This is a genomic window from Coprococcus sp. LG101-27 (genome assembly GCF_027695515.1).
GTDB lineage: Bacteria > Bacillota > Clostridia > Lachnospirales > Lachnospiraceae > Allocoprococcus > Allocoprococcus comes.
In genome coordinates this window covers 247899-267308 of the sequence record NZ_JAQEUJ010000002.1, presented here as the reverse complement: position 1 = coordinate 267308, position 19410 = coordinate 247899, and the positions used below count along the sequence as shown (strand labels likewise).

Below are 19410 nucleotides of genomic sequence, written 5' to 3'. Positions count from 1 at the left end.
TTTTGAAGGTACATGAAAAAAGTAAGGGAGCTGTAGACCGTTAGGGTTTGCAGTTTTTTTATTGCTCAGAGGTGATCAGCCTGGAAAAAATGCAGAAGAGTCATTCATGCTGTTTAATAAAGATGCAGACTACCAGCTGCATCTTCCACAATTTGTACATGGTATGCAGTTCTTTTTTTTAATAACAGGATACCACGGCTTTACCTGCAGATCCGGTAAGTTATTGAGCTCTAAAATGATAGAATGATAATGATCAGAAAGAGTAATCCGGTCTGAATCATGCTGTTCGATAGTCAGCGGGTAGATGGTTTTTTGATCAGGAGACATACAATTTTGATGTAAAAGAGGGGTATAGACATCTGTACCAATTTGGATAAATTGATCGATGGTGATGATTTTGTAATCATCAGAAGAGAACGAAATGATTGCAGGAGACACAGCCAAAGTGTCTCCCGCAGGAATTTTATAAGAGTCAGTAGTAAATTCTCCAATTGGAGTTTCTAGTTTCATCATGTTTTAGCACTTCCTTTAATATCTTATAAATGAAAATTACTCTTTTTTCAGTTCTTCTTTCATGGCGCTGTCTTTTCCCTGCATAAAATGGTCTTTTTTCAGGATTGCAAAAGCCCGCTCATAATCATTTTTACGCATATATTTAACCATTTTTTTCAAATTCTCATTCGTTGGAACGATCCGCATGCCGTTTTTCAGCGAATACATACCCACTCTTACCAGCTCTGATAAATTGGATTCATAGAATTTGGTGATCCGGTCATTATTGAAAATGCTGACGATTTCCAGATGCATCTGCGTATCAGCAAGCTCCCACTTGTAAACATCGGAAGCAACCGCACACATATGTACCACTTTTTCTTCAATTCGATAAGAATATTCTTCCGCTTTTCCACCTTCAAAGATCAGTTTAAATGCACTGCCCTCTAAGAGCTCGCGGAGCTGATAAAGTTCATTGATATCTTTATCGGTGATTTCTTTTACAGTCATGGATTTATAATAATCGGTAACGATCAGACCTTCAGACTGCAGCATTTTGAGTGCAGTGCGTACCGGATTACGGCTCATACCGAGCTCTTCTGTCAGAAGTGCTTCTGTAAGAGGCATTCCTGGTGGATAAGTCAGATTCATAATGTTATTTTTGATAATTTCATAAGCTTGATCGGCAAGTGATTTCTTTTTTTCAGCCATGTGAAATCCCCCTCTGTCTGGTGAATATATTAAGTATAACACATTAAAACGGAGTTTGTAAAAAATAAAATTAGGTATATGTAAAGTTGCGTTTAATATAAGAGTACAGACTGACGATTGTATACAATGGTGCATGTATTTTCGACGAAAAACGGCATTTTCTATTGTGAAAATGTTGACTTTAAACAGAGGAAGTGATACATTGAATGCAGAAAGAAATTTGTATACAAATTAAATGATTGTATACAAAATGAAAATGAAAATGTATAAGGTTTTAAGTTCATCAGGAGGAGAAAGACTATGAAATTAGGATTTATCGGAACAGGTAATATGGCAGGAGCAATTATGGGAGGCGTTATTAAAAGTAACGTATTCAAACCGGAAGAAATCATCGGAGCAGATCTTTTTGCACCAGGTCGCGAAAAAGTAAAAGAACTTTATGGAATCAATGTTACTGATAGCAATAAAGAAGTAATTGAAAAGTCAGAAGTTGTTATTTTTTCTGTAAAACCACAGTTTTATGCAGATGTCATTCAGGAAGTAAAAGATCTGGTAAGACCGGAACAGCTTATTATCACGATCGCACCAGGAAAGACACTTGCATGGCTTGCCGAACAGTTTGGAAAAGATGTTAAGATTGTTCGTACAATGCCGAACACTCCGGCTATGGTTGGAGAAGGTATGACAGCTGCCACACCGAATGAACATGTAACAAAAGAAGAACTTGATTATGCATGCAAGATCCTTTCTGCATTTGGTAAGGTAGAAGTTGTGACAGAGCATATGATGGATGCAGTTGTTGCAGTAAGCGGAAGTTCACCGGCATATGTATTTATATTTATCGAAGCAATGGCAGATGCCGCTGTTGCAGAGGGAATGCCGAGAGCACAGGCATACAAATTTGCAGCACAGGCAGTTCTTGGAAGTGCGAAGATGGTTCTTGAAACAGGAAAGCATCCGGGAGAACTCAAAGACATGGTATGTTCACCGGCAGGAACAACGATTGAAGCCGTAGGTGTATTGGAAGAACACGGATTCAGAAGTGCAATCATTGATGCAATGAAGGCCTGTGTTGATGTTGCAAAAGGAATGTAGATACGATATACTTGTTTACGGGGAAAAACATGTCCACGTAAACCTGAAAAGGACCGGGGCGTATGACGCAGCCGGTCTTTTTTTATCTGTTAAGAAAGGTCTTTCCTGATAATAAAAAACGCTCCGCGTGGAACATGATACCATAGGAGGTAGATAGATGGCAGCAAAACAGAATGTAAAGCGGCGGATTGTAGATGCCGCATGGGAATTGTTCTATGAAAAAGGATATGATGATACGACAGTAGATGATATCATCCGTCTTTCTGAGACATCAAAAGGCTCGTTCTATTATTATTTCAGCAGCAAAGATTCTCTGCTTGATACATTGTCAACTATTCTGGATGAGAATTATGCAAAGCTTGAAGATGAACTGGATCCGGAAATGAACAGTTTTGATAAACTGATGTATCTCAATTACCGATCGCATTCATTTATGGAGCAGAAGATTGATGTAGCATTGTTATCATCCTTATATTCAACACAATTGATTGCCAAGGGAGACAGGAATCTTCTGGATCAGAACCGTACTTATTACAAGCTGATCAGCAGGATCATAGAAGAGGGGCATGTGCGAAATCAGATCAGCAGAGAGAAGAGTATCCAGGAGATTACCAAGTATTATTCACTCTGTGAGCGGGCACTGGTATCAGACTGGTGTCTGAACAGGGGAAATTATTCGCTTGGAGAATACAGTAAGGAATATATGCCGATTTTAATGGAACATTTCCGGGTAGATCAGCCTGAATAGAGAAAGGTTTTCATATGAAAGAGAGTCAGAGAAAAGGTTTAATTTCAGTACATGTTGCTGTGGCATTGTTTGGTTTTGTCGGACTGTTTGCCAAGCTGGTAGATCTGCCTGCAGTGATCATCGTGCTTGGAAGGGTATTTTTTTCATCTATTTTCCTCTGGATTTTTCTGCGTTTTAAAAAGCAGAAAATTCGCCTGGAGGAGAAAAGTGATTATTTGTGGATGGTCGGAGCAGGTGCAGTTTTAGCAATACACTGGAGTAGTTATATGCAGTCGATCCAGAGTTCGACGGTTGCAGTTGGTACGCTTACGGTATCAACTTTTCCGGTATTTGTTATTTTTCTGGAGCCATACCTGTTCCATGAAAAACTGAAGAAATCGGATGTGTTTTGTACACTGATGATGCTGGTCGGAGTATTCTTTATCGTACCCGCATTTCAGATGGATAATCAGATTACACAGGGAGTTCTGTGGGGACTTCTGAGTGCATTTACCTATGCAATATTGTCATTGATGAATCGCCGTTTTTCCAGCAGATATCCGTCAACACTGGTGTCGCTTTATGAACAGGGGACTGCAACGATCGTGTTGATCCCGATGATGTTTGTGTTGAAGCCGGTGATTACACTTGCAGATGCAGGCGTATTGATGATGCTTGGAATTATTTTTACAGCAGTTGCACATTCTTTATTTATCAGTGGACTTCGGACTGTGAAGGTAAGGATTGCCGGAATTTTATCCGGACTGGAACCGGTGTATGGGACTTTAAGCGCATTTCTGTTTCTGAAAGAAGTTCCAAGTTTCAGAGAGTGCCTTGGTGGTGTTATCATTCTGGCTGCTGTGTTTTTATCGACACTGAAACCGGAGGAGAAAGCATCTGATGCTCCGGCATAAGAATAAAGAGAAGTTTGAGGATTTTATCTGGCACTGGTTTCTGGTGATCGGATATCGTCTGGAAAATGTATAAAGACTTTCTAAAAACTATTTACGGACGGGAAAAGTTCCGTTACAATAGGTAGAGAAATCAATGAAAAGGAGATTGTATAAAATGGCAAATCCAGTAGTAACATTTGAAATGGCAAATGGCGATGTGATCAAAGCGGAATTATATCCGGAAATCGCACCGAATACAGTAAATAACTTTGTATCTCTTGTAAATAAGGGATTTTATGATGGACTGATCTTCCACCGTGTCATCAGTGGATTCATGATCCAGGGTGGATGCCCGGATGGAACCGGAATGGGTGGCCCTGGATACAGTATCAAGGGAGAATTTAAGCAGAACGGTTTTGCAAATGATCTGAAGCATGAACCGGGCGTTCTTTCTATGGCGCGTGCAATGCATCCGGATTCGGCAGGATCACAGTTTTTCATCATGCATAAGACTTCACCACATCTTGACGGCGCATATGCAGCTTTTGGTAAAGTTACAGAAGGTATGGATGTTGTAAATAAAATTGCTGAGACGGCAACAGACTACAGTGACAGACCGCTGGAAGAACAGAAGATGAAAAAAGTGACTGTTGAAACTTTTGGAGAGGCTTATCCAGAACCAGAGAGAGTCTAACAGGAGTTACAAAGCAGACAACACTTGGAGAGACAGAATAATAAAGACGGGGGAGCCGGTGAAAGACAGACTGAGAGGAAGCAAAAGAGCATCGCTCCTTTTTACCTGATACGGATCATGCCGTCGCAGGAAGTCATATTGATTTTTTCAGAGACACTTGTGCATGGCAGGTGTTTCTTTTTATTTCAATTGTAACTGTTCAGAGCCAACCTCCAAAATGCTACGCATTTCGTTGGTGTGGCGAATCCGCCAAATAAGATTTCAAAAACAGTCTTAAAAATGCAAGCATTTTACACCTGTTTTATGAAATTTTGCTTGGCTCTGAACAGTTACAAAATATTTAGAATTATGGAAAAAGAGAGGAAGAGAGTCAAATGAGAACAGCACTTACAATTGCAGGAAGCGATTCAAGCGGAGGAGCAGGTATCCAGGCAGATATCAAAACAATGATCAGTAACGGAGTCTATGCTATGAGCGCAATTACGGCTCTTACTGCACAGAATACAACCGGAGTTACCGGAATTATGGAGGTAACGCCGGAATTCCTAGGAGAACAGCTGGATAATATTTTCACGGATATTTACCCGGATGCAGTGAAGATTGGAATGGTATCTTCAAGTGGTCTGATCACAAAGATCGCAGACAAATTAAAAGAATATGATGCGAAAAATATTGTAGTTGATCCGGTTATGGTAGCAACAAGTGGAGCAAGACTGATCAGCGAGGAAGCGATTGATGCGCTGAAGAGCTGCCTGCTTCCGATGGCAACCGTTCTGACTCCGAATATCCCGGAAGCAGAAGTGCTTGCAGGTATGAAAATCCAGTCGCAGGCGGATATGATAAGAGCAGCAGAAGAGATCGGCACCCAATATCACTGTGCAGTTCTTTGTAAGGGCGGGCATCAACTGAACGATGCCAATGATTTGCTGTGGAGAGATGGTGGATATAAGTGGTTCTACGGAGAGCGGATCGACAATCCGAACACGCACGGAACAGGATGTACTTTATCCAGTGCGATCGCATCAAATCTTGCAAAAGAATATGATTTGGATGAGTCAGTAGAACGTGCGAAGAAATATATTTCCGGAGCACTTGCAGCAATGCTGGATCTTGGTAAAGGCAGTGGTCCGATGAATCACGGATTTGCAATTAAAAATGAATATACAGAAAGCAAAGTGGAGGAATAGAAGTATGAATGAAAAGAGAACCTCTATCTTTGAAAATGGACTGATCTGGTTTGGGGCAGGCGTGTCCCTTGCAGAGATCCTGACCGGTACTTACTTTGCGCCGCTTGGATTCGGAAAAGGAGTTCTGGCGATTATTATTGGTCATATCATAGGATGCATGATGCTTTTCCTTGCCGGAGTAATTGGTGGAAAGACCAGACGAAGTGCAATGGAAACAGTAAAAATGAGTTTTGGCGAGAAGGGAGGAATCTTCTTCTCCTTCCTGAATGTGCTGCAGCTGGTTGGCTGGACAGCGATTATGATTTATGATGGGGCACTTGCGGCAAATGGTGTTCTTCATACCGGCAGATGGGTATGGTGTCTGGTGATCGGTGCACTGATCATCTTATGGATTGTGATCGGAATCACAAATCTTGGCAAGATCAATACGGTTGCAATGGCTGCTTTATTTATCCTGACACTGGTACTCAGCAGAGTGATCTTTGGTGACGGATCGGTAGCAGGCTCAGGCGGAGATGCCATGACGTTTGGTGCAGCAGTAGAGCTTTCTGTTGCCATGCCACTTTCCTGGTTGCCACTGATTAGTGACTATACAAGAGAAGCAAAAGAACCGGTAAAAGCAACCGCAGTCAGCACCGTTGTTTATGGAGTTGTCAGTTGTTGGATGTACGTGATCGGTATGAACGCTGCAATTTACACAGGAGAGTCTGATATTGCAAGTATCATGGTAAAAGCTGGACTTGGAATAGCAGGACTTCTGATCATTGTATTTTCTACCGTTACGACAACCTTCCTGGATGCTTACTCAGCAGGAATTTCGTCAGAGTCAGTATTTTCAAAAATCAATGGGAAATATGCAGCAATTGTTGTAACTGTGATCGGAATGATCGGAGCAATCGTTTATCCGATGGACAACATTACCGATTTTCTGTACCTGATCGGTTCCGTATTCGCGCCGATGATCGCAATCCAGATTGCGGATTTCTTTATTCTGAAGAGAAAGGACAGCCTGGGGGTATCTCTGGATGTCATGAATGGTGTGATCTGGGTGATCGGTTTTATACTTTATCGTCTTTTGATGAATGTGGATATTCCGCTTGGAAATACACTTCCGGATATGGTCATCACCATCGTGATTTGTATTCTTGCAAGAAAATGTATAAAGACAGAAAAATAGATTTAAAAGAAAATGGAAATGCCGTGTTGACATTTCCATTTTCTTTTGATAAAATATGTAGCGAGCTACAGAATAGAGGTGAAAAAATGAATGACGATGTCGGCTATATGCTGAAAAAGGTAAATGACAGGATTCATATACAGGCAGATGCGAATCTGAAAGAGTGCGGACTTACGTTTTCCCAGATGCGGGTGCTTATGGTGCTTCGGAAAAATGGAGGACAGGTATCCCAGAAGATGATCGAAGAAGAACTTGGTGTTGCACATCCTACGGTAGTTGGAATTGTCAGCCGCCTTGAAAAAAACGGATTTGTGAGTTGTTATATGGATCCGGCAGACCGGAGGAGCAAGATTGTCTGTGAAACTGAAAAAGCACTGGAGAATCACAGAAAGCATAAAAAGCAGATGCTGGAAGTTGAGACAAGGCTTCTTGCTGGATTCTCAGAGGATGAGATCCGGGAATTAAAGCAGATGCTGCGGCATCTTTATCAGAATATGGAATAAGAACAGAGGACAAGCGTTGGAAAAACAAGTCCTCTGTTTTAAAACTGAAAGTGTAGCTAGCTACAAAAAGAAAAGGAGTGAAATTATGGTTCTGAAAACTTTAATGAAAAGTATCCGGCAGTATAAGAGACAGTCGATTGCTTCGCCGGTGTTTGTATCGATTGAAGTTATCATGGAATGTATCCTTCCGTTGATCATGGCAAAGGTAATCGATTCTATGAACGGAAACTCAATGGGACCGATTTTAAAATACGGTCTGATCCTTGTAATTTTCGCAATGATTTCCCTGTTCTTTGGGATAATGGCAGGAAAAGAGGCGGCAACTGCATCCTGCGGTTTTGCGAAGAATCTGAGACAGGATATGTATTTTAAAATTCAGGATTTTGCATTTGCAGATATTGATAAATTTTCGTCTTCTTCACTGGTGACAAGAATGACGACTGATGTTACAAACGTACAGAATGCGTACCAGATGCTGATCCGCGCGGCAATGAGAACGCCGCTTATGATCATTTTTTCGGTAATTATGAGTATGACGATCAATCCGCGGATGGCATGTATTTTCCTTGTACTGATCCCAATTCTGGGTGTGGCACTTTTCGGGATCGCATTTTATGTACATCCGATCTTCATGCGAATTTTCAAGAAATATGATGCGATGAACAATTCAGTACAGGAAAATGTGGCAGGAATCCGGGTGGTAAAATCATTCGTACGTGAAAAATATGAAATGAAAAAATTTGACAAGGCTTCGGAAGAAGTCCGTGAGGATTTTACACGTGTAGAAAAGATCCTTGCATTTAATAACCCGATCATGTTGTTTTGTATTTACCTTGCTATGCTGCTTGTAAGTTATTTTGGTGCAAGGATCATTATCGGAAGTGGTGCAACCGAGCTGACAACGGGACAACTTTCTTCTCTGATCAGCTATGGAGTACAGATCCTTTCTGCAATGATGATACTTTCAATGGTATTTGTTATGACAATTATGGCAACAGAGTCTGCAAACCGTATTGTGGAAGTGCTGAATCATGAAAGCTCACTTACTTCTCCGGAAAACGGAATCAAAGAAGTAAAAGACGGAGGTATTGTATTCGATAATGTGTCATTCAAATATTCACATAAGAGTAAAAAGAATGCTCTGTCGGACATTAATCTGGTCATTCCGTCGGGAACGACAGTGGGAATCATTGGGGGAACCGGTTCATCCAAAACTTCCCTGATCCAGTTGATATCCCGCCTGTATGACGTGGAAGAGGGAAGTGTGAGTGTCGGAGGAAGAGATGTAAGGGAATATGATCTGGACTCCCTTCGTGATGAGGTGGCGGTTGTATTACAGAAGAACGTTCTGTTTTCCGGTACGATTAAGGAAAATCTCCGCTGGGGTAAAAAAGACGCAACGGATGAAGAAATCCTGCATGTATGTAAGCTGGCACAGGCAGATGAATTCGTGCAGCAGTTTCCGAAAAAATATGATACTTACATTGAGCAGGGCGGAACAAACGTATCCGGTGGACAGAAACAGAGACTGTGTATTGCAAGAGCACTTCTGAAGAAGCCGAAGATCCTGATTCTGGATGATTCTACTTCTGCGGTTGACACTAAGACGGATGCGCTGATCAGAAAGGCGATGCGGGAAGAAATTCCGGATACAACCAAGATCATTATTGCGCAGAGAGTTTCTTCCGTGCAGGATGCGGATATGATCCTTGTCATGGAAGGTGGTAAAATCGCAGAGAGGGGAACCCATGAAGAACTGTTTGAAATGAACGGTATTTACCGGGAAGTTTATGATTCACAGACGAAGAGTAAGGAGGCATGCTAAATGGAAGAAAAAAGAAAAGAAGAGCCAGGTGGCGGTGCAACATTTAAACGCCTGATCAAATATCTGTTTCATTATTATAAACCGCATCTGATCGTTGTCTGCATCTGTATTGTGATCAGTGCATGTGCGTCCGTAGTGGCAACCACATTTTTACAGCAGCTGATCGATGAATGTATCACACCGGGAATTACTTCCGGTCTTGCAAGTGTATGGTCAAAGCTGATCTCGCTGCTTACGGCGATGGCAGTCATCTATCTGTTCGGTGTGGCAGCAGCACTTACGTATACCCGTCTGATGGCAACTGTCACACAGGGAACCTTAAAGCAGATGAGAAATGACATGTTTGACAGAATGCAGACTCTGCCGGTCAAATATTTTGATACTCATGCACACGGGGATATCATGAGTACTTATACGAATGATACCGATGCGATCCGTCAGCTGATCGGACAGAGTCTTCCGGCATTGGTACAGTCCTTGTTATCAATCCTGGCAATCGTGATCATGATGCTGTATTACAGTGTATGGCTGACAATTATTGTGGGAATCTTCATTTTCATCATGAGCAGAGTTACGAAAAAGCTTGGTGGACAGAGTGCTGTATATATGATGAAACAGCAGAAAACACTAGCAAAGGAAGAGGGATACATTGAAGAAATGATGAGTGGACAGAAGGTCATCAAGGTATTCTGCCACGAAGAGGAAAGCAAAGAGGGCTTTAAAGAACTCAATGAGCAACTTTTCAGAGACAGTGAAAAGGCAAATACAATGGGTAACATTCTGATGCCGGCACTTGGAAATATCGGAAATCTGATGTATGTGTTTATCGCTGTGATTGGTGGTATCCTGGTATTTAAGAAGGTGACAAATATCAGTCTTACCGGAACAGATCTGATTACAGCAGGTATTATTATTTCGTTCCTGAGTATGTCAAGACAGCTTTCCCAGACCATTAGCCAGGTGTCTATGCAGGTATCTATGATCGCAATGGGAACTGCAGGAGCCGGACGTGTATTTGCACTGATGGATGAAAAGCCGGAAGAGGATGAAGGTTATGTCACACTGGTCAATGCAAAGCGAAATGCAGATGGCGAACTGGAAGAGACCGAAGAAAAAACAGAATTATGGGCATGGAAGCATCCGCATAAAGACGGAACGATCACTTATACAGAACTGAAAGGTGATGTGCGTCTGGAGCATGTAGACTTCGGATATGTACCGGAAAAGACAGTGCTTCATGACGTAACACTATATGCAAAACCGGGGCAGAAGATTGCATTTGTAGGTGCAACCGGAGCCGGAAAGACAACAATCACGAACCTGATCAATCGTTTCTATGATATTCCGGACGGAAAGATCCGTTATGACGGAATCAATATTACGAAGATCAGAAAGCCAGACCTGAGAAGATCGCTTGGTGTGGTTCTTCAGGATGTCAATCTGTTTACTGGAACAGTTATGGATAATATCCGTTATGGACGTCTGGATGCGACGGATGAGGAATGTATTGCGGCAGCAAAGCTTGCCAATGCGGATGATTTTATCACACGTCTTCCGGATGGATATGATACCGTTCTGACTGGAAATGGAGCAAGTCTGTCGCAGGGACAGAGACAGTTGATTTCAATTGCACGTGCGGCAGTTGCCGATCCTCCGGCAATGATCCTGGATGAAGCGACCAGCTCGATCGATACCAGAACGGAGGCACTGGTACAGGAAGGCATGGATAATCTGATGAAAGGAAGAACGGTCTTTGTGATCGCGCACCGACTTTCAACTGTCAGAAACAGTAAGGCGATCATGGTACTGGATCATGGACGGATTATTGAAAGAGGCGATCATAAGGAACTGATTGCACAGAAAGGAACGTATTATCAGCTTTATACGGGGGCGTTTGAACTCGAATAAGGGATGGATAATTGTGAGAGGAAGTGGAACTGGAAAGGGGACGCTTCCAAAGAGAAAATGGATTCCGATGCGGTTCGGGAAAGGGCGTATAGCTAACGCCAGATGGATTTGTTAAGGGCATATGGAAAATTCGCAAACTCGCTTTGCTCAGACAGTGCGAATTTTCCATATAACACAATTTGGAGAATTTAGTTAGAGGATGGAATAAAGTGGGATTTTTATCCTGCAAAATATATATGGGAAAAAGAGTTGGATAGAATGAAAAAAGAGCTTACGACATATGATCGGGGGAAATGTCGTAAACTCTTTTTTCTGTAATTTCATTAAAGGAGAAATGAAAATAAAAAGTATCAAAATACTGAAAACGTCTTATTTGGTTTTGATTCCTAATCAAGTGGGGCAATTGTGACTGACTAAGATGCCGCCCCACCGAGGAATTCTTATCTAGTTGTTATCTTCAAGCTGATATTATAATACCAAGAGGCTGGGAATTTGTATATTCGCAAAAAAAACAAAAGAAAAAAGCTTTGAAAAACAAAATTGTGCAAAATAACAGGGGAAAAATCAATTTATACAAAAGGTTATCTGGAATCGGGAAATTGATAATAAAATTTGCATAAATGCAAAAAAATGAGTAAATTCTGAAAAAGAAAAAGAGCTTACGACATATGATCGGGGGAAATGTCGTAAACTCTTTTTCCAATAATTTCATTAAAGGAGAAATGAAAATAAAAAGTATCAAAATACTGAAAACGTCTTATTTTGTTCAGTTAAGTGTTATCCTTAACTTGTTTTTATAATAGCATTTGCAGGGAGTTTTGTATATTCGCAAAAAAAACTAAAAGAACTGCAAAGTTAAAATAAAATTGTGCAAAATAACGAAGTGCAAAACAAGATTGACAAAAGAATGTAAAAAAAGGAAATTTTAACGGTAAAAATATATAATGTCTAATAATTAACAAGAAGTTACAGAAAGTTACATGGAAAACTGTAATTTTTGAAAGTATATTCCGGAAGCAGGGTGGGAAAAACAGAGAAGGATACTGTTTGTGAATGCCGGAAAGATTCAGATAATGGAAAAAGAGCTTGCGACATATGATCGGGGGAAATGTCGTAAGCTCTTTTTCTGTAATTTCATTAAAGGAGAAATGAAAATAAAAAGTATCAAAATACTGAAAACGTCTTATTTGGTTTCGTTAAGTGCTATCCTTAACTTGATATTATAATACCATGTGTATGCTCTTCTGTAAATTCGCAGAAAAGACAAATGTTACAAAAATGATACTGCGAAATTATGCAATATAGCCAAAAACGGTGCGAAAAATGGAAAATGTGAAAGTTTTATAATCTTACGACTTCATATTTGATTTGCTTTTCCAATATGTTAAAATTAAAAAAAGCAGAAAATTTTACAGATAAGGGGAAAGATGATGAAAGAATTTGTTGAAATGCGGGATGTTCGTAAGATTTACCGTATGGGTGAAGTTGAGATTGCCGCAGCAGATGGAATTGATTTTCAGATAAAAAAAGGTGAATTTGCAGTTGTGGTAGGTCCAAGTGGTGCGGGAAAAACGACAGTGCTTAACATTCTGGGGGGAATGGATACGGCAACAAGTGGAGAGGTCTGGATCGATGGAAAGAATATTGTAAAGTATTCGCCGAGGCAGCTTACTTCCTATAGAAGGGATGATATTGGATTTGTATTCCAGTTTTACAACTTGATTCCGAACCTGACGGCGCTTGAAAATGTAGAGTTGGCACTGCAGATCTGTAAGGATCCGTTGGATGCGGAGATGGTTCTTAGGGAAGTGGGACTGGCAGATCGTATGAAGAATTTCCCGGCACAGCTTTCCGGTGGGGAGCAGCAGAGGGTATCGATTGCGCGTGCACTGGCAAAGAACCCGAAGCTTCTTTTGTGTGATGAGCCGACAGGGGCGCTGGATTACAATACCGGTAAGGCAATATTAAAGCTTTTACAGGATATGTGCCGTGAACGAGGGATGACAGTGATCCTGATCACACACAATTCAGCGATCACGCCGATGGCAGATCGTGTAATTAAAATGAAGAATGGAAAAGTCGGAAGCATGAAGCTGAATGAAAGACCGGTTCCGGTAGAGACGATTGAATGGTAGGTGGACGTAAAGACCGATGAAGAAAAATATTTTACGCAAAGATTTTATAATAGAAATAAAAAAGACGATGGGACGGTTTGTATCAATCTTTTTTATCGTAGCATTGGGTGTCGCATTTTATTCGGGAATCCGTGCATCAGAGCCAAGTATGCGGATCACTGCAGATCAGTATTTCGATGATTCAGAGCTGATGGATCTGAAGGTAATGGGAACCATGGGACTTACCAAAGCGGATATCAAAGCAATTGGAAAGGTATCAGGAATTGAAGCTGTAGAAGGCGGATACAGCAAAGACGTGCTTTGCCCGGTTGGAGACAATGAAAAGGTTGTTCATATGCTGAGTATGCAGAAGAATTTTAATCAGGTTTCGGTTGTGGAAGGCAGGCTGCCGGAAAAAGCCGGAGAATGTCTGGTGGATGAAGATTTTCTGAGCTATACAGACCTGAAGGTTGGCGACACGGTAACTTTCCATTCCGGCGATGGAGAGGCGTTGACGGATTCACTGGTTACAGATACATATAAGATTGTCGGGATCGGGAACAGTCCGCTGTATATTTCATTTGGAAGAGGAAGCAGTACGATCGGAACCGGAGAGATCAGTGGATTTGTTGTAGTGGATAAAGCTTCTTTTGACATGGATGTTTATACGGAAGCTTATGTGAAGGTGAGCGGTGCAGAAGAGAAAACGGCATTTACTGATGAATACAATAATCTGTCGGATGCAGCAAAGGAAGCCGTGAGTGCAATCGAAGAAGAACGCTGTGCAGTCCGCAAACAGGAAATTGTAGATGAGGCAAATGAAAAGCTTGCTGATTCAGAGAAGACAGTGAATGAAAAATCGCAGGAACTGGAGGATGCGAAAAAAGAGCTGGAGAGTGGGAAAAGCAAGGCAGCCGAAGAACTGGAAAAAGCAAAGCAGCAGCTTACGGATGGAGAAGCAGAGCTTGCGGATGCAAAGCAGCAGATCGCAGATGGCGAGACACAGCTTGCCAATGCAAAAGCGCAGCTGAATGATAAGCAGGCACAGCTTGATTCGGCGGAGGCACAGTATGAATCCGGAAAAGCACAGCTGGATCAGAAAGAACAGGAGCTTGCAGATGCGGAACAGGTTTATCTGAGCAATTACTCGAAATATATGCCGATCATTACGGCGGGGAAGGAACAGATTCCAGCAGGAAAGTCACAGATCGCGGATGGGAAGAAACGGTTGGACGAGGAACTTGCACCGCTTAATCAGCTGAAAGACGGACTGGCTGGGATTGAAGATGAAATCAGTCAGTGTGATTCTGGAATTTCGGAATTACAGAAGCAGATAAATGATGGAGATACATTATATCAGGAATACACAAAGATCTCAGAGCCTGATAGAACGCCAGAGCAGCGAGTATATCTGGAAAGCTGGAGTGGAGTCCGACAGGGACTGGAAGCAAAGCTTGCTGGTATACAGGAGCAGAAAGCACAACTTGAAGATAAAAAGAAGGGCTTGCTAGTGCAGATGAACAAGGCAGGTTTTGCCACAGAAGCAGACCTGGAGGCACAGATTACTAGCCTGACTAAGCAAAAAGAAGATCTGGATGCAAAAGAGACGGCACTTCTTCAGCAGGAGCAGACACTTGCCGCACAGGAAGAAGAGCTGTTAAGTGCAGGCAGACAGATTACAGACGGCAAGAGTCAGATCGCAGCAGCCAGATCCCAGCTTGACAGCACAAAATCTCAGATTACGGACGGAAAAGCACAGATCCTGTCTGCATGGGCACTTCTGAATGAAAAAGAGCACACTTTAAATGCAAGTAAAGCACAACTTGCATCCGGTGAACAGGAGCTTGCGGATGGCCGGAGTAAATATGAGCAGGCAGCAAAAGAAGCGGAAGAACAGATCACGGACGGACAGGCAAAGATTACAGATGGAGAGAAGCAGCTGACGGATGCAAGGCAGAAGATCGCAGACGCAAAGGCTGAGATCAAAAAAATCGAAAATCCGAAGTGGTATGTGCAGACGAGAGAGGATGCACTGACGGAATATCAAGGATACGGAGATAATGCAGACCGCATGCGTTCTATTGGAAAAGTGTTCCCGGTACTCTTTTTCTTGGTGGCAGCATTGATCAGTCTGACAACGATGACACGAATGGTAGAGGAACAGCGTGTACAGATCGGAACGATGAAGGCTCTCGGTTATGGAAAAGCTGCAATTGCAGGGAAATACATTGGTTATGCTCTGATTGCAACGCTTGGCGGAAGTATTTTCGGAGTACTGGCCGGGGAAAAGATCCTGCCGTTTATCATTATTTATGCTTATATGATCCTGTATAAGCATCTGCCGGCGATCCTGGTACCGTACCATATGAGCTATGCACTCCAGGCTTCGGGAATCGCAGTTGCCTGCACACTGATCGCTACGATCGCATCCTGCTACAAAGAGCTGGCAGCAGAACCGGCAGAGCTGATGCGTCCGGCAGCACCGAAGCAGGGGAAGCGGATTCTTCTGGAGCGGATCGGAATTATCTGGAAGCATCTGAATTTTACATGGAAATCGACCGTGCGGAATCTGATCCGGTATAAGAAGCGATTCTTTATGACCATTTTCGGAATCGGAGGCTGTATGGCACTGATGGTAGTCGGATTCGGACTGAAGGACTGTATCTATGAGATCGTTAGCCTGCAGTATGAGAAGGTGCAGTTCTATGATGCGGCAACCTACATGAGTGACGACATATCCGAAGAGAACAGACAACAGCTCCATGATTATCTGGATCAGAATGCAGATATAAAAGAGACGATCGAAGCGCGGATGCAGAAGACCGATGTAAAATCTGCATCCGGTAAAAAGACACTTTATCTGATGGTGCCATCGGATAATGAAAAGATTGAGGACTTTTTAAGCTTCCACAGCAGGACCAATAAGGACGAGGTTTATTCACTGAAAAAAGACGAAGTGATTCTGACTGAGAAAATGGCATCCCTTCTGAATGTAAAGGTGGGAGATGAGCTTACGATCGAGGACGAGGACAGGGGAGACCAGACGGTGACGGTTGGCGCCATCTGCGAGAACTATATGAGCCATTACCTGTATCTGTCACCGGAAAAATACGAGGAATTATATGGTGTACCGGCAGAATATAACACGATCATCTACAGTGCAAAGGACGGAAAGGATGATCAGATCGAGAAGATCGGAACAAAGCTTCTGTCGATGGATGGAGTACTGAATGTAAGTTATACCAGCAGTATTGAAGGAAGGCTGGATGACATGCTGCGAAGCCTGAATCTGGTCATCGTGGTACTGATCGTATCTGCCGGAATGCTGGCATTTGTGGTACTGTACAATCTGAACAATATCAACATCACCGAGCGTCAGAGAGAGCTTGCAACCTTGAAGGTTCTGGGATTCTACGACGGAGAGGTTGCCTCTTATGTATACAGAGAGAATATCCTGCTGACGATCATTGGATCGGTTGTGGGTATGGTGCTTGGTAATCTGCTTCACCGGTATATCATCCTGACGGTTGAGGTGGAAGAGGCGATGTTCGGACGTCAGATACACTGGCAGAGTTATCTGTACAGTTTCTTGTTTACTGTAGCATTTTCTTTATTTGTAAACTGGGTAATGTTCTACAAGCTGAAGAAGATCGATATGGTGGAATCTTTGAAGAGCGTGGAGTAAAAGCTTTTGCAAGTGTATGTCAAAGATTTCTTATAGACGGTACACAAAGAATCGGAAAATATATTTCACAGAAAGTTTATATTCTTCACAGAATTATTAGCACTCTCGTCAAAAGAGTGCTAATTTTCTATTGACATTTAGAAATCAGGGTATTAAGATATTTCATAGACAGAAAAATACGGTATTTGAAACCGTAAAAAGATAGAATATGAAATTTAGGAGTGATAAAAATGGCAACAAAAAAAGGTAGTCTTTCAATCAGCAGCGAAAATATTTTCCCGATTATCAAGAAATGGGTATATTCTGATCATGATATTTTCGCAAGAGAGCTTGTTTCCAATGGATGCGACGCGATCACAAAATTAAAGAAGCTGGACATGATGGGAGAATATACACTTCCGGATGATTATAAAGGAAAGATCCAGGTTATTGTAAACCCGGAAGAGAAGACTTTGAAATTCATCGATAATGGTCTTGGTATGACTGCTGATGAAGTAGAAGAATATATTACACAGATCGCATTTTCAGGAGCAACCGAATTCCTGAACAAATACAAAGATAAGACAACAGAGGACGATATGATCGGACACTTTGGTCTTGGATTCTACTCTGCCTTCATGGTAGCTGATGAAGTTCATATTGATACCCTTTCTTATAAAGAAGGTGCAAAACCGGTACACTGGGTAAGTGAAGGCGGTACAGAGTATGAGATGGAAGAAGGGGATAAAGAGGAAGTTGGTTCTGAAATCACCTTATTCTTGAACGAAGATTGTGTAGAATTTTCAAATGAATACAGAATCCGCGAAGTCCTTGAGAAATACTGTTCATTCATGCCGGTAGAGATTTTTGTATCCAAAGCAAATGCAGAACCGGAATATGAGACGATCCCGGAGGATGAAGTCCTGGATACCGATACGGTTGTTGAACATATCCATGAAGACGCCAAGATGGAAGAAAAAGAAAATGAGAACGGTGAAAAAGAAATGGTTGAAGTTTCACCGGCATCCGACAAAGCAAAGATCGTGAAACGCCCGGTATCGATCAGTGATCCGGCACCGCTGTGGACAAAGCATCCAAACGAATGCAGCAAAGAAGATTATATTGATTTCTACCGGAAAGTATTTATGGATTACAAAGAACCTCTGTTCTGGATTCATCTGAACATGGATTATCCATTCAACTTAAAGGGTATCCTATACTTCCCTAAGATCAATACCGAATACGATTCCATTGAAGGAACCATCAAATTGTACAACAATCAGGTATTTATCGCAGACAATATCAAAGAAGTTATTCCGGAATTCCTGATGGTATTAAAAGGAGTCATTGATTGTCCGGATCTGCCGCTTAACGTATCACGAAGCGCACTGCAGAATGATGGATTTGTACAGAAGATCTCCGAATACATTTCCAAGAAAGTTGCTGACAAGCTTTCAGGAATGTGCAAGACAGATAAAGAAAACTATGAGAAATACTGGGATGACATCAGCCCATTTATCAAATTCGGCTGCCTGAAAGATGAAAAATTCTGCGAGAAGATGAGCGATTATGTTCTGTTCAAGAACCTGGATCACAAGTATATGACACTCAAAGAATGCATCGAAAAGAATGGCGGAAAAGCAGAGCCGGAGGAAAAGACCGAAGGGGAAAATGCAGAGCAGTCAGCAGAAAAGAAAGAAGCAGAGAAGACAACAATCTACTATGTAACAGATGAACAGCAGCAGAGCCAGTACATCAATATGTTCAAAAAAGAGGGACTGGATGCAGTGATCTTGTCACATAATATTGATTCTCCATTTATTACTCAGATGGAGCAGAAGAACGAACATATCAAGTTCCAGAGAATCGATGCAGATCTGACTGATCACTTCAAAGAAGATGTATCTGAAGAAGAAAAAGAAGCATTCAAAGAAAAAACTGACAGTCTGGTCGAAATCTTCCGCAAAGCACTTGGCAATGACAAACTGGAAGTAAAAGTGGAAAAGATGAAAGATGAAAATGTGGCATCTATGATTACACTTTCCGAAGAATCACGCCGTATGCAGGAAATGATGAAGATGTATGGAATGTCAGGCATGGATCCGTCTATGTTCGGAACCAATGCAACCCTGATCCTGAATGCAAATCATCCGCTGGTAGAATATGTTGTAGCACATAAAGATGGCGAAAATACAGAAATGTTCTGCCATCAGTTATATGACCTGGCAATGTTGGCACACAAGCCACTCAGCCCGGAAGAGATGACAGAATTTGTAAAACGCAGTAATGAAATTATGATGAAACTGGCAAAGTAATTTTGCTGTAGATACCCGGAAAAGCCTGAACCATTCAGATTCTTGTTTTCGCTTATGCGAAAAGGTCTGAATGGTCAGGCTTTTTTTGCTGTATTTGGAAACACT

Annotated in this window: 14 protein-coding genes and 1 riboswitch; of the genes, 12 read left to right on the top strand and 2 right to left on the bottom strand. The window is 41.9% G+C overall.

Annotated elements, in window-relative coordinates:
• Window positions 1-129 precede the first annotated feature (129 nt).
• Both PG766_RS03805 and PG766_RS03800 read right to left on the bottom strand, forming a co-directional pair.
• Window positions 130-513: a hypothetical protein gene (locus tag PG766_RS03805; protein ID WP_118198494.1), complete on the bottom strand. Its 384-nt coding sequence runs from the start codon at window positions 511-513 to the stop codon at window positions 130-132.
• Between the two features lie 36 nt (window positions 514-549).
• Window positions 550-1203: a GntR family transcriptional regulator gene (locus PG766_RS03800; RefSeq protein ID WP_117824739.1), complete on the bottom strand. Its 654-nt coding sequence runs from the start codon at window positions 1201-1203 to the stop codon at window positions 550-552.
• A gap of 300 nt (window positions 1204-1503) precedes the next feature.
• On the opposite strand from PG766_RS03800, the gene proC reads away from it, so the two are divergent.
• The 12 genes from proC to htpG all read left to right on the top strand — a co-directional run bounded on the left by proC (window position 1504) and on the right by htpG (window position 19305).
• On the top strand, window positions 1504-2298 hold the full coding sequence (gene proC, locus PG766_RS03795; RefSeq protein WP_117556767.1) for a pyrroline-5-carboxylate reductase: 795 nt from the start codon (window positions 1504-1506) through the stop codon (window positions 2296-2298).
• A gap of 157 nt (window positions 2299-2455) precedes the next feature.
• Complete coding sequence (locus PG766_RS03790; RefSeq protein ID WP_022220832.1) at window positions 2456-3046, top strand: TetR/AcrR family transcriptional regulator; 591 nt, start codon at window positions 2456-2458, stop codon at window positions 3044-3046.
• A 14-nt stretch (window positions 3047-3060) separates the two neighbouring features.
• A complete protein-coding gene (locus PG766_RS03785) occupies window positions 3061-3939 on the top strand; it encodes a DMT family transporter (protein WP_118198495.1) in 879 nt (292 codons plus the stop codon).
• Window positions 3940-4093: 154 nt separating this feature from the next.
• Window positions 4094-4612: a peptidylprolyl isomerase gene (locus tag PG766_RS03780; RefSeq protein ID WP_022220834.1), complete on the top strand. Its 519-nt coding sequence runs from the start codon at window positions 4094-4096 to the stop codon at window positions 4610-4612.
• Window positions 4613-4650: 38 nt separating this feature from the next.
• Window positions 4651-4761: riboswitch (TPP riboswitch) on the top strand.
• A gap of 225 nt (window positions 4762-4986) precedes the next feature.
• The gene (gene thiD / locus PG766_RS03775) at window positions 4987-5799 is read left to right on the top strand and encodes a bifunctional hydroxymethylpyrimidine kinase/phosphomethylpyrimidine kinase (protein ID WP_118198496.1); all 813 of its coding nucleotides are present in this window, start codon (window positions 4987-4989) and stop codon (window positions 5797-5799) included.
• A 4-nt stretch (window positions 5800-5803) separates the two neighbouring features.
• Window positions 5804-6976, top strand: coding sequence for a putative hydroxymethylpyrimidine transporter CytX (cytX, locus tag PG766_RS03770; RefSeq protein ID WP_173826510.1), 1173 nt, complete (start codon window positions 5804-5806; stop codon window positions 6974-6976).
• 86 nt (window positions 6977-7062) lie between these two features.
• Window positions 7063-7479, top strand: a complete 417-nt coding sequence (locus tag PG766_RS03765; protein ID WP_173826509.1) for a MarR family winged helix-turn-helix transcriptional regulator — start codon at window positions 7063-7065, stop codon at window positions 7477-7479.
• An 85-nt stretch (window positions 7480-7564) separates the two neighbouring features.
• Window positions 7565-9304 (top strand): ABC transporter ATP-binding protein, encoded by a 1740-nt coding sequence (locus PG766_RS03760; RefSeq protein ID WP_118198499.1) that lies wholly within the window; start codon window positions 7565-7567, stop codon window positions 9302-9304.
• Window positions 9305-11212: an ABC transporter ATP-binding protein gene (locus tag PG766_RS03755; protein WP_118198500.1), complete on the top strand. Its 1908-nt coding sequence runs from the start codon at window positions 9305-9307 to the stop codon at window positions 11210-11212.
• A 1430-nt stretch (window positions 11213-12642) separates the two neighbouring features.
• Window positions 12643-13347 (top strand): ABC transporter ATP-binding protein, encoded by a 705-nt coding sequence (locus PG766_RS03750; RefSeq protein ID WP_022220838.1) that lies wholly within the window; start codon window positions 12643-12645, stop codon window positions 13345-13347.
• A gap of 16 nt (window positions 13348-13363) precedes the next feature.
• Window positions 13364-17011 (top strand): FtsX-like permease family protein, encoded by a 3648-nt coding sequence (locus PG766_RS03745; RefSeq protein WP_118198501.1) that lies wholly within the window; start codon window positions 13364-13366, stop codon window positions 17009-17011.
• A gap of 230 nt (window positions 17012-17241) precedes the next feature.
• Entirely contained in the window at window positions 17242-19305 is a 2064-nt protein-coding gene (gene htpG, locus PG766_RS03740; RefSeq protein ID WP_118198502.1) for a molecular chaperone HtpG, read from the top strand.
• The last annotated feature ends 105 nt before the right edge of the window (window positions 19306-19410 follow it).

Bases quoted from the DNA above. Each gene is read 5' to 3' on its own strand.
- cytX (WP_173826510.1), top strand. From the start codon at position 5,804: ATGAATGAAAAGAGAACCTCTATCTTTGAAAATGGACTGATCTGGTTT.
- PG766_RS03755 (WP_118198500.1), top strand. From the start codon at position 9,305: ATGGAAGAAAAAAGAAAAGAAGAGCCAGGTGGCGGTGCAACATTTAAA.
- PG766_RS03745 (WP_118198501.1), top strand. From the start codon at position 13,364: ATGAAGAAAAATATTTTACGCAAAGATTTTATAATAGAAATAAAAAAG.
- PG766_RS03765 (WP_173826509.1), top strand. From the start codon at position 7,063: ATGAATGACGATGTCGGCTATATGCTGAAAAAGGTAAATGACAGGATT.
- thiD (WP_118198496.1), top strand. From the start codon at position 4,987: ATGAGAACAGCACTTACAATTGCAGGAAGCGATTCAAGCGGAGGAGCA.
- PG766_RS03790 (WP_022220832.1), top strand. From the start codon at position 2,456: ATGGCAGCAAAACAGAATGTAAAGCGGCGGATTGTAGATGCCGCATGG.
- PG766_RS03805 (WP_118198494.1), bottom strand. From the start codon at position 513: ATGATGAAACTAGAAACTCCAATTGGAGAATTTACTACTGACTCTTAT.
- htpG (WP_118198502.1), top strand. From the start codon at position 17,242: ATGGCAACAAAAAAAGGTAGTCTTTCAATCAGCAGCGAAAATATTTTC.
- PG766_RS03780 (WP_022220834.1), top strand. From the start codon at position 4,094: ATGGCAAATCCAGTAGTAACATTTGAAATGGCAAATGGCGATGTGATC.
- PG766_RS03760 (WP_118198499.1), top strand. From the start codon at position 7,565: ATGGTTCTGAAAACTTTAATGAAAAGTATCCGGCAGTATAAGAGACAG.
- PG766_RS03785 (WP_118198495.1), top strand. From the start codon at position 3,061: ATGAAAGAGAGTCAGAGAAAAGGTTTAATTTCAGTACATGTTGCTGTG.
- proC (WP_117556767.1), top strand. From the start codon at position 1,504: ATGAAATTAGGATTTATCGGAACAGGTAATATGGCAGGAGCAATTATG.
- PG766_RS03800 (WP_117824739.1), bottom strand. From the start codon at position 1,203: ATGGCTGAAAAAAAGAAATCACTTGCCGATCAAGCTTATGAAATTATC.
- PG766_RS03750 (WP_022220838.1), top strand. From the start codon at position 12,643: ATGAAAGAATTTGTTGAAATGCGGGATGTTCGTAAGATTTACCGTATG.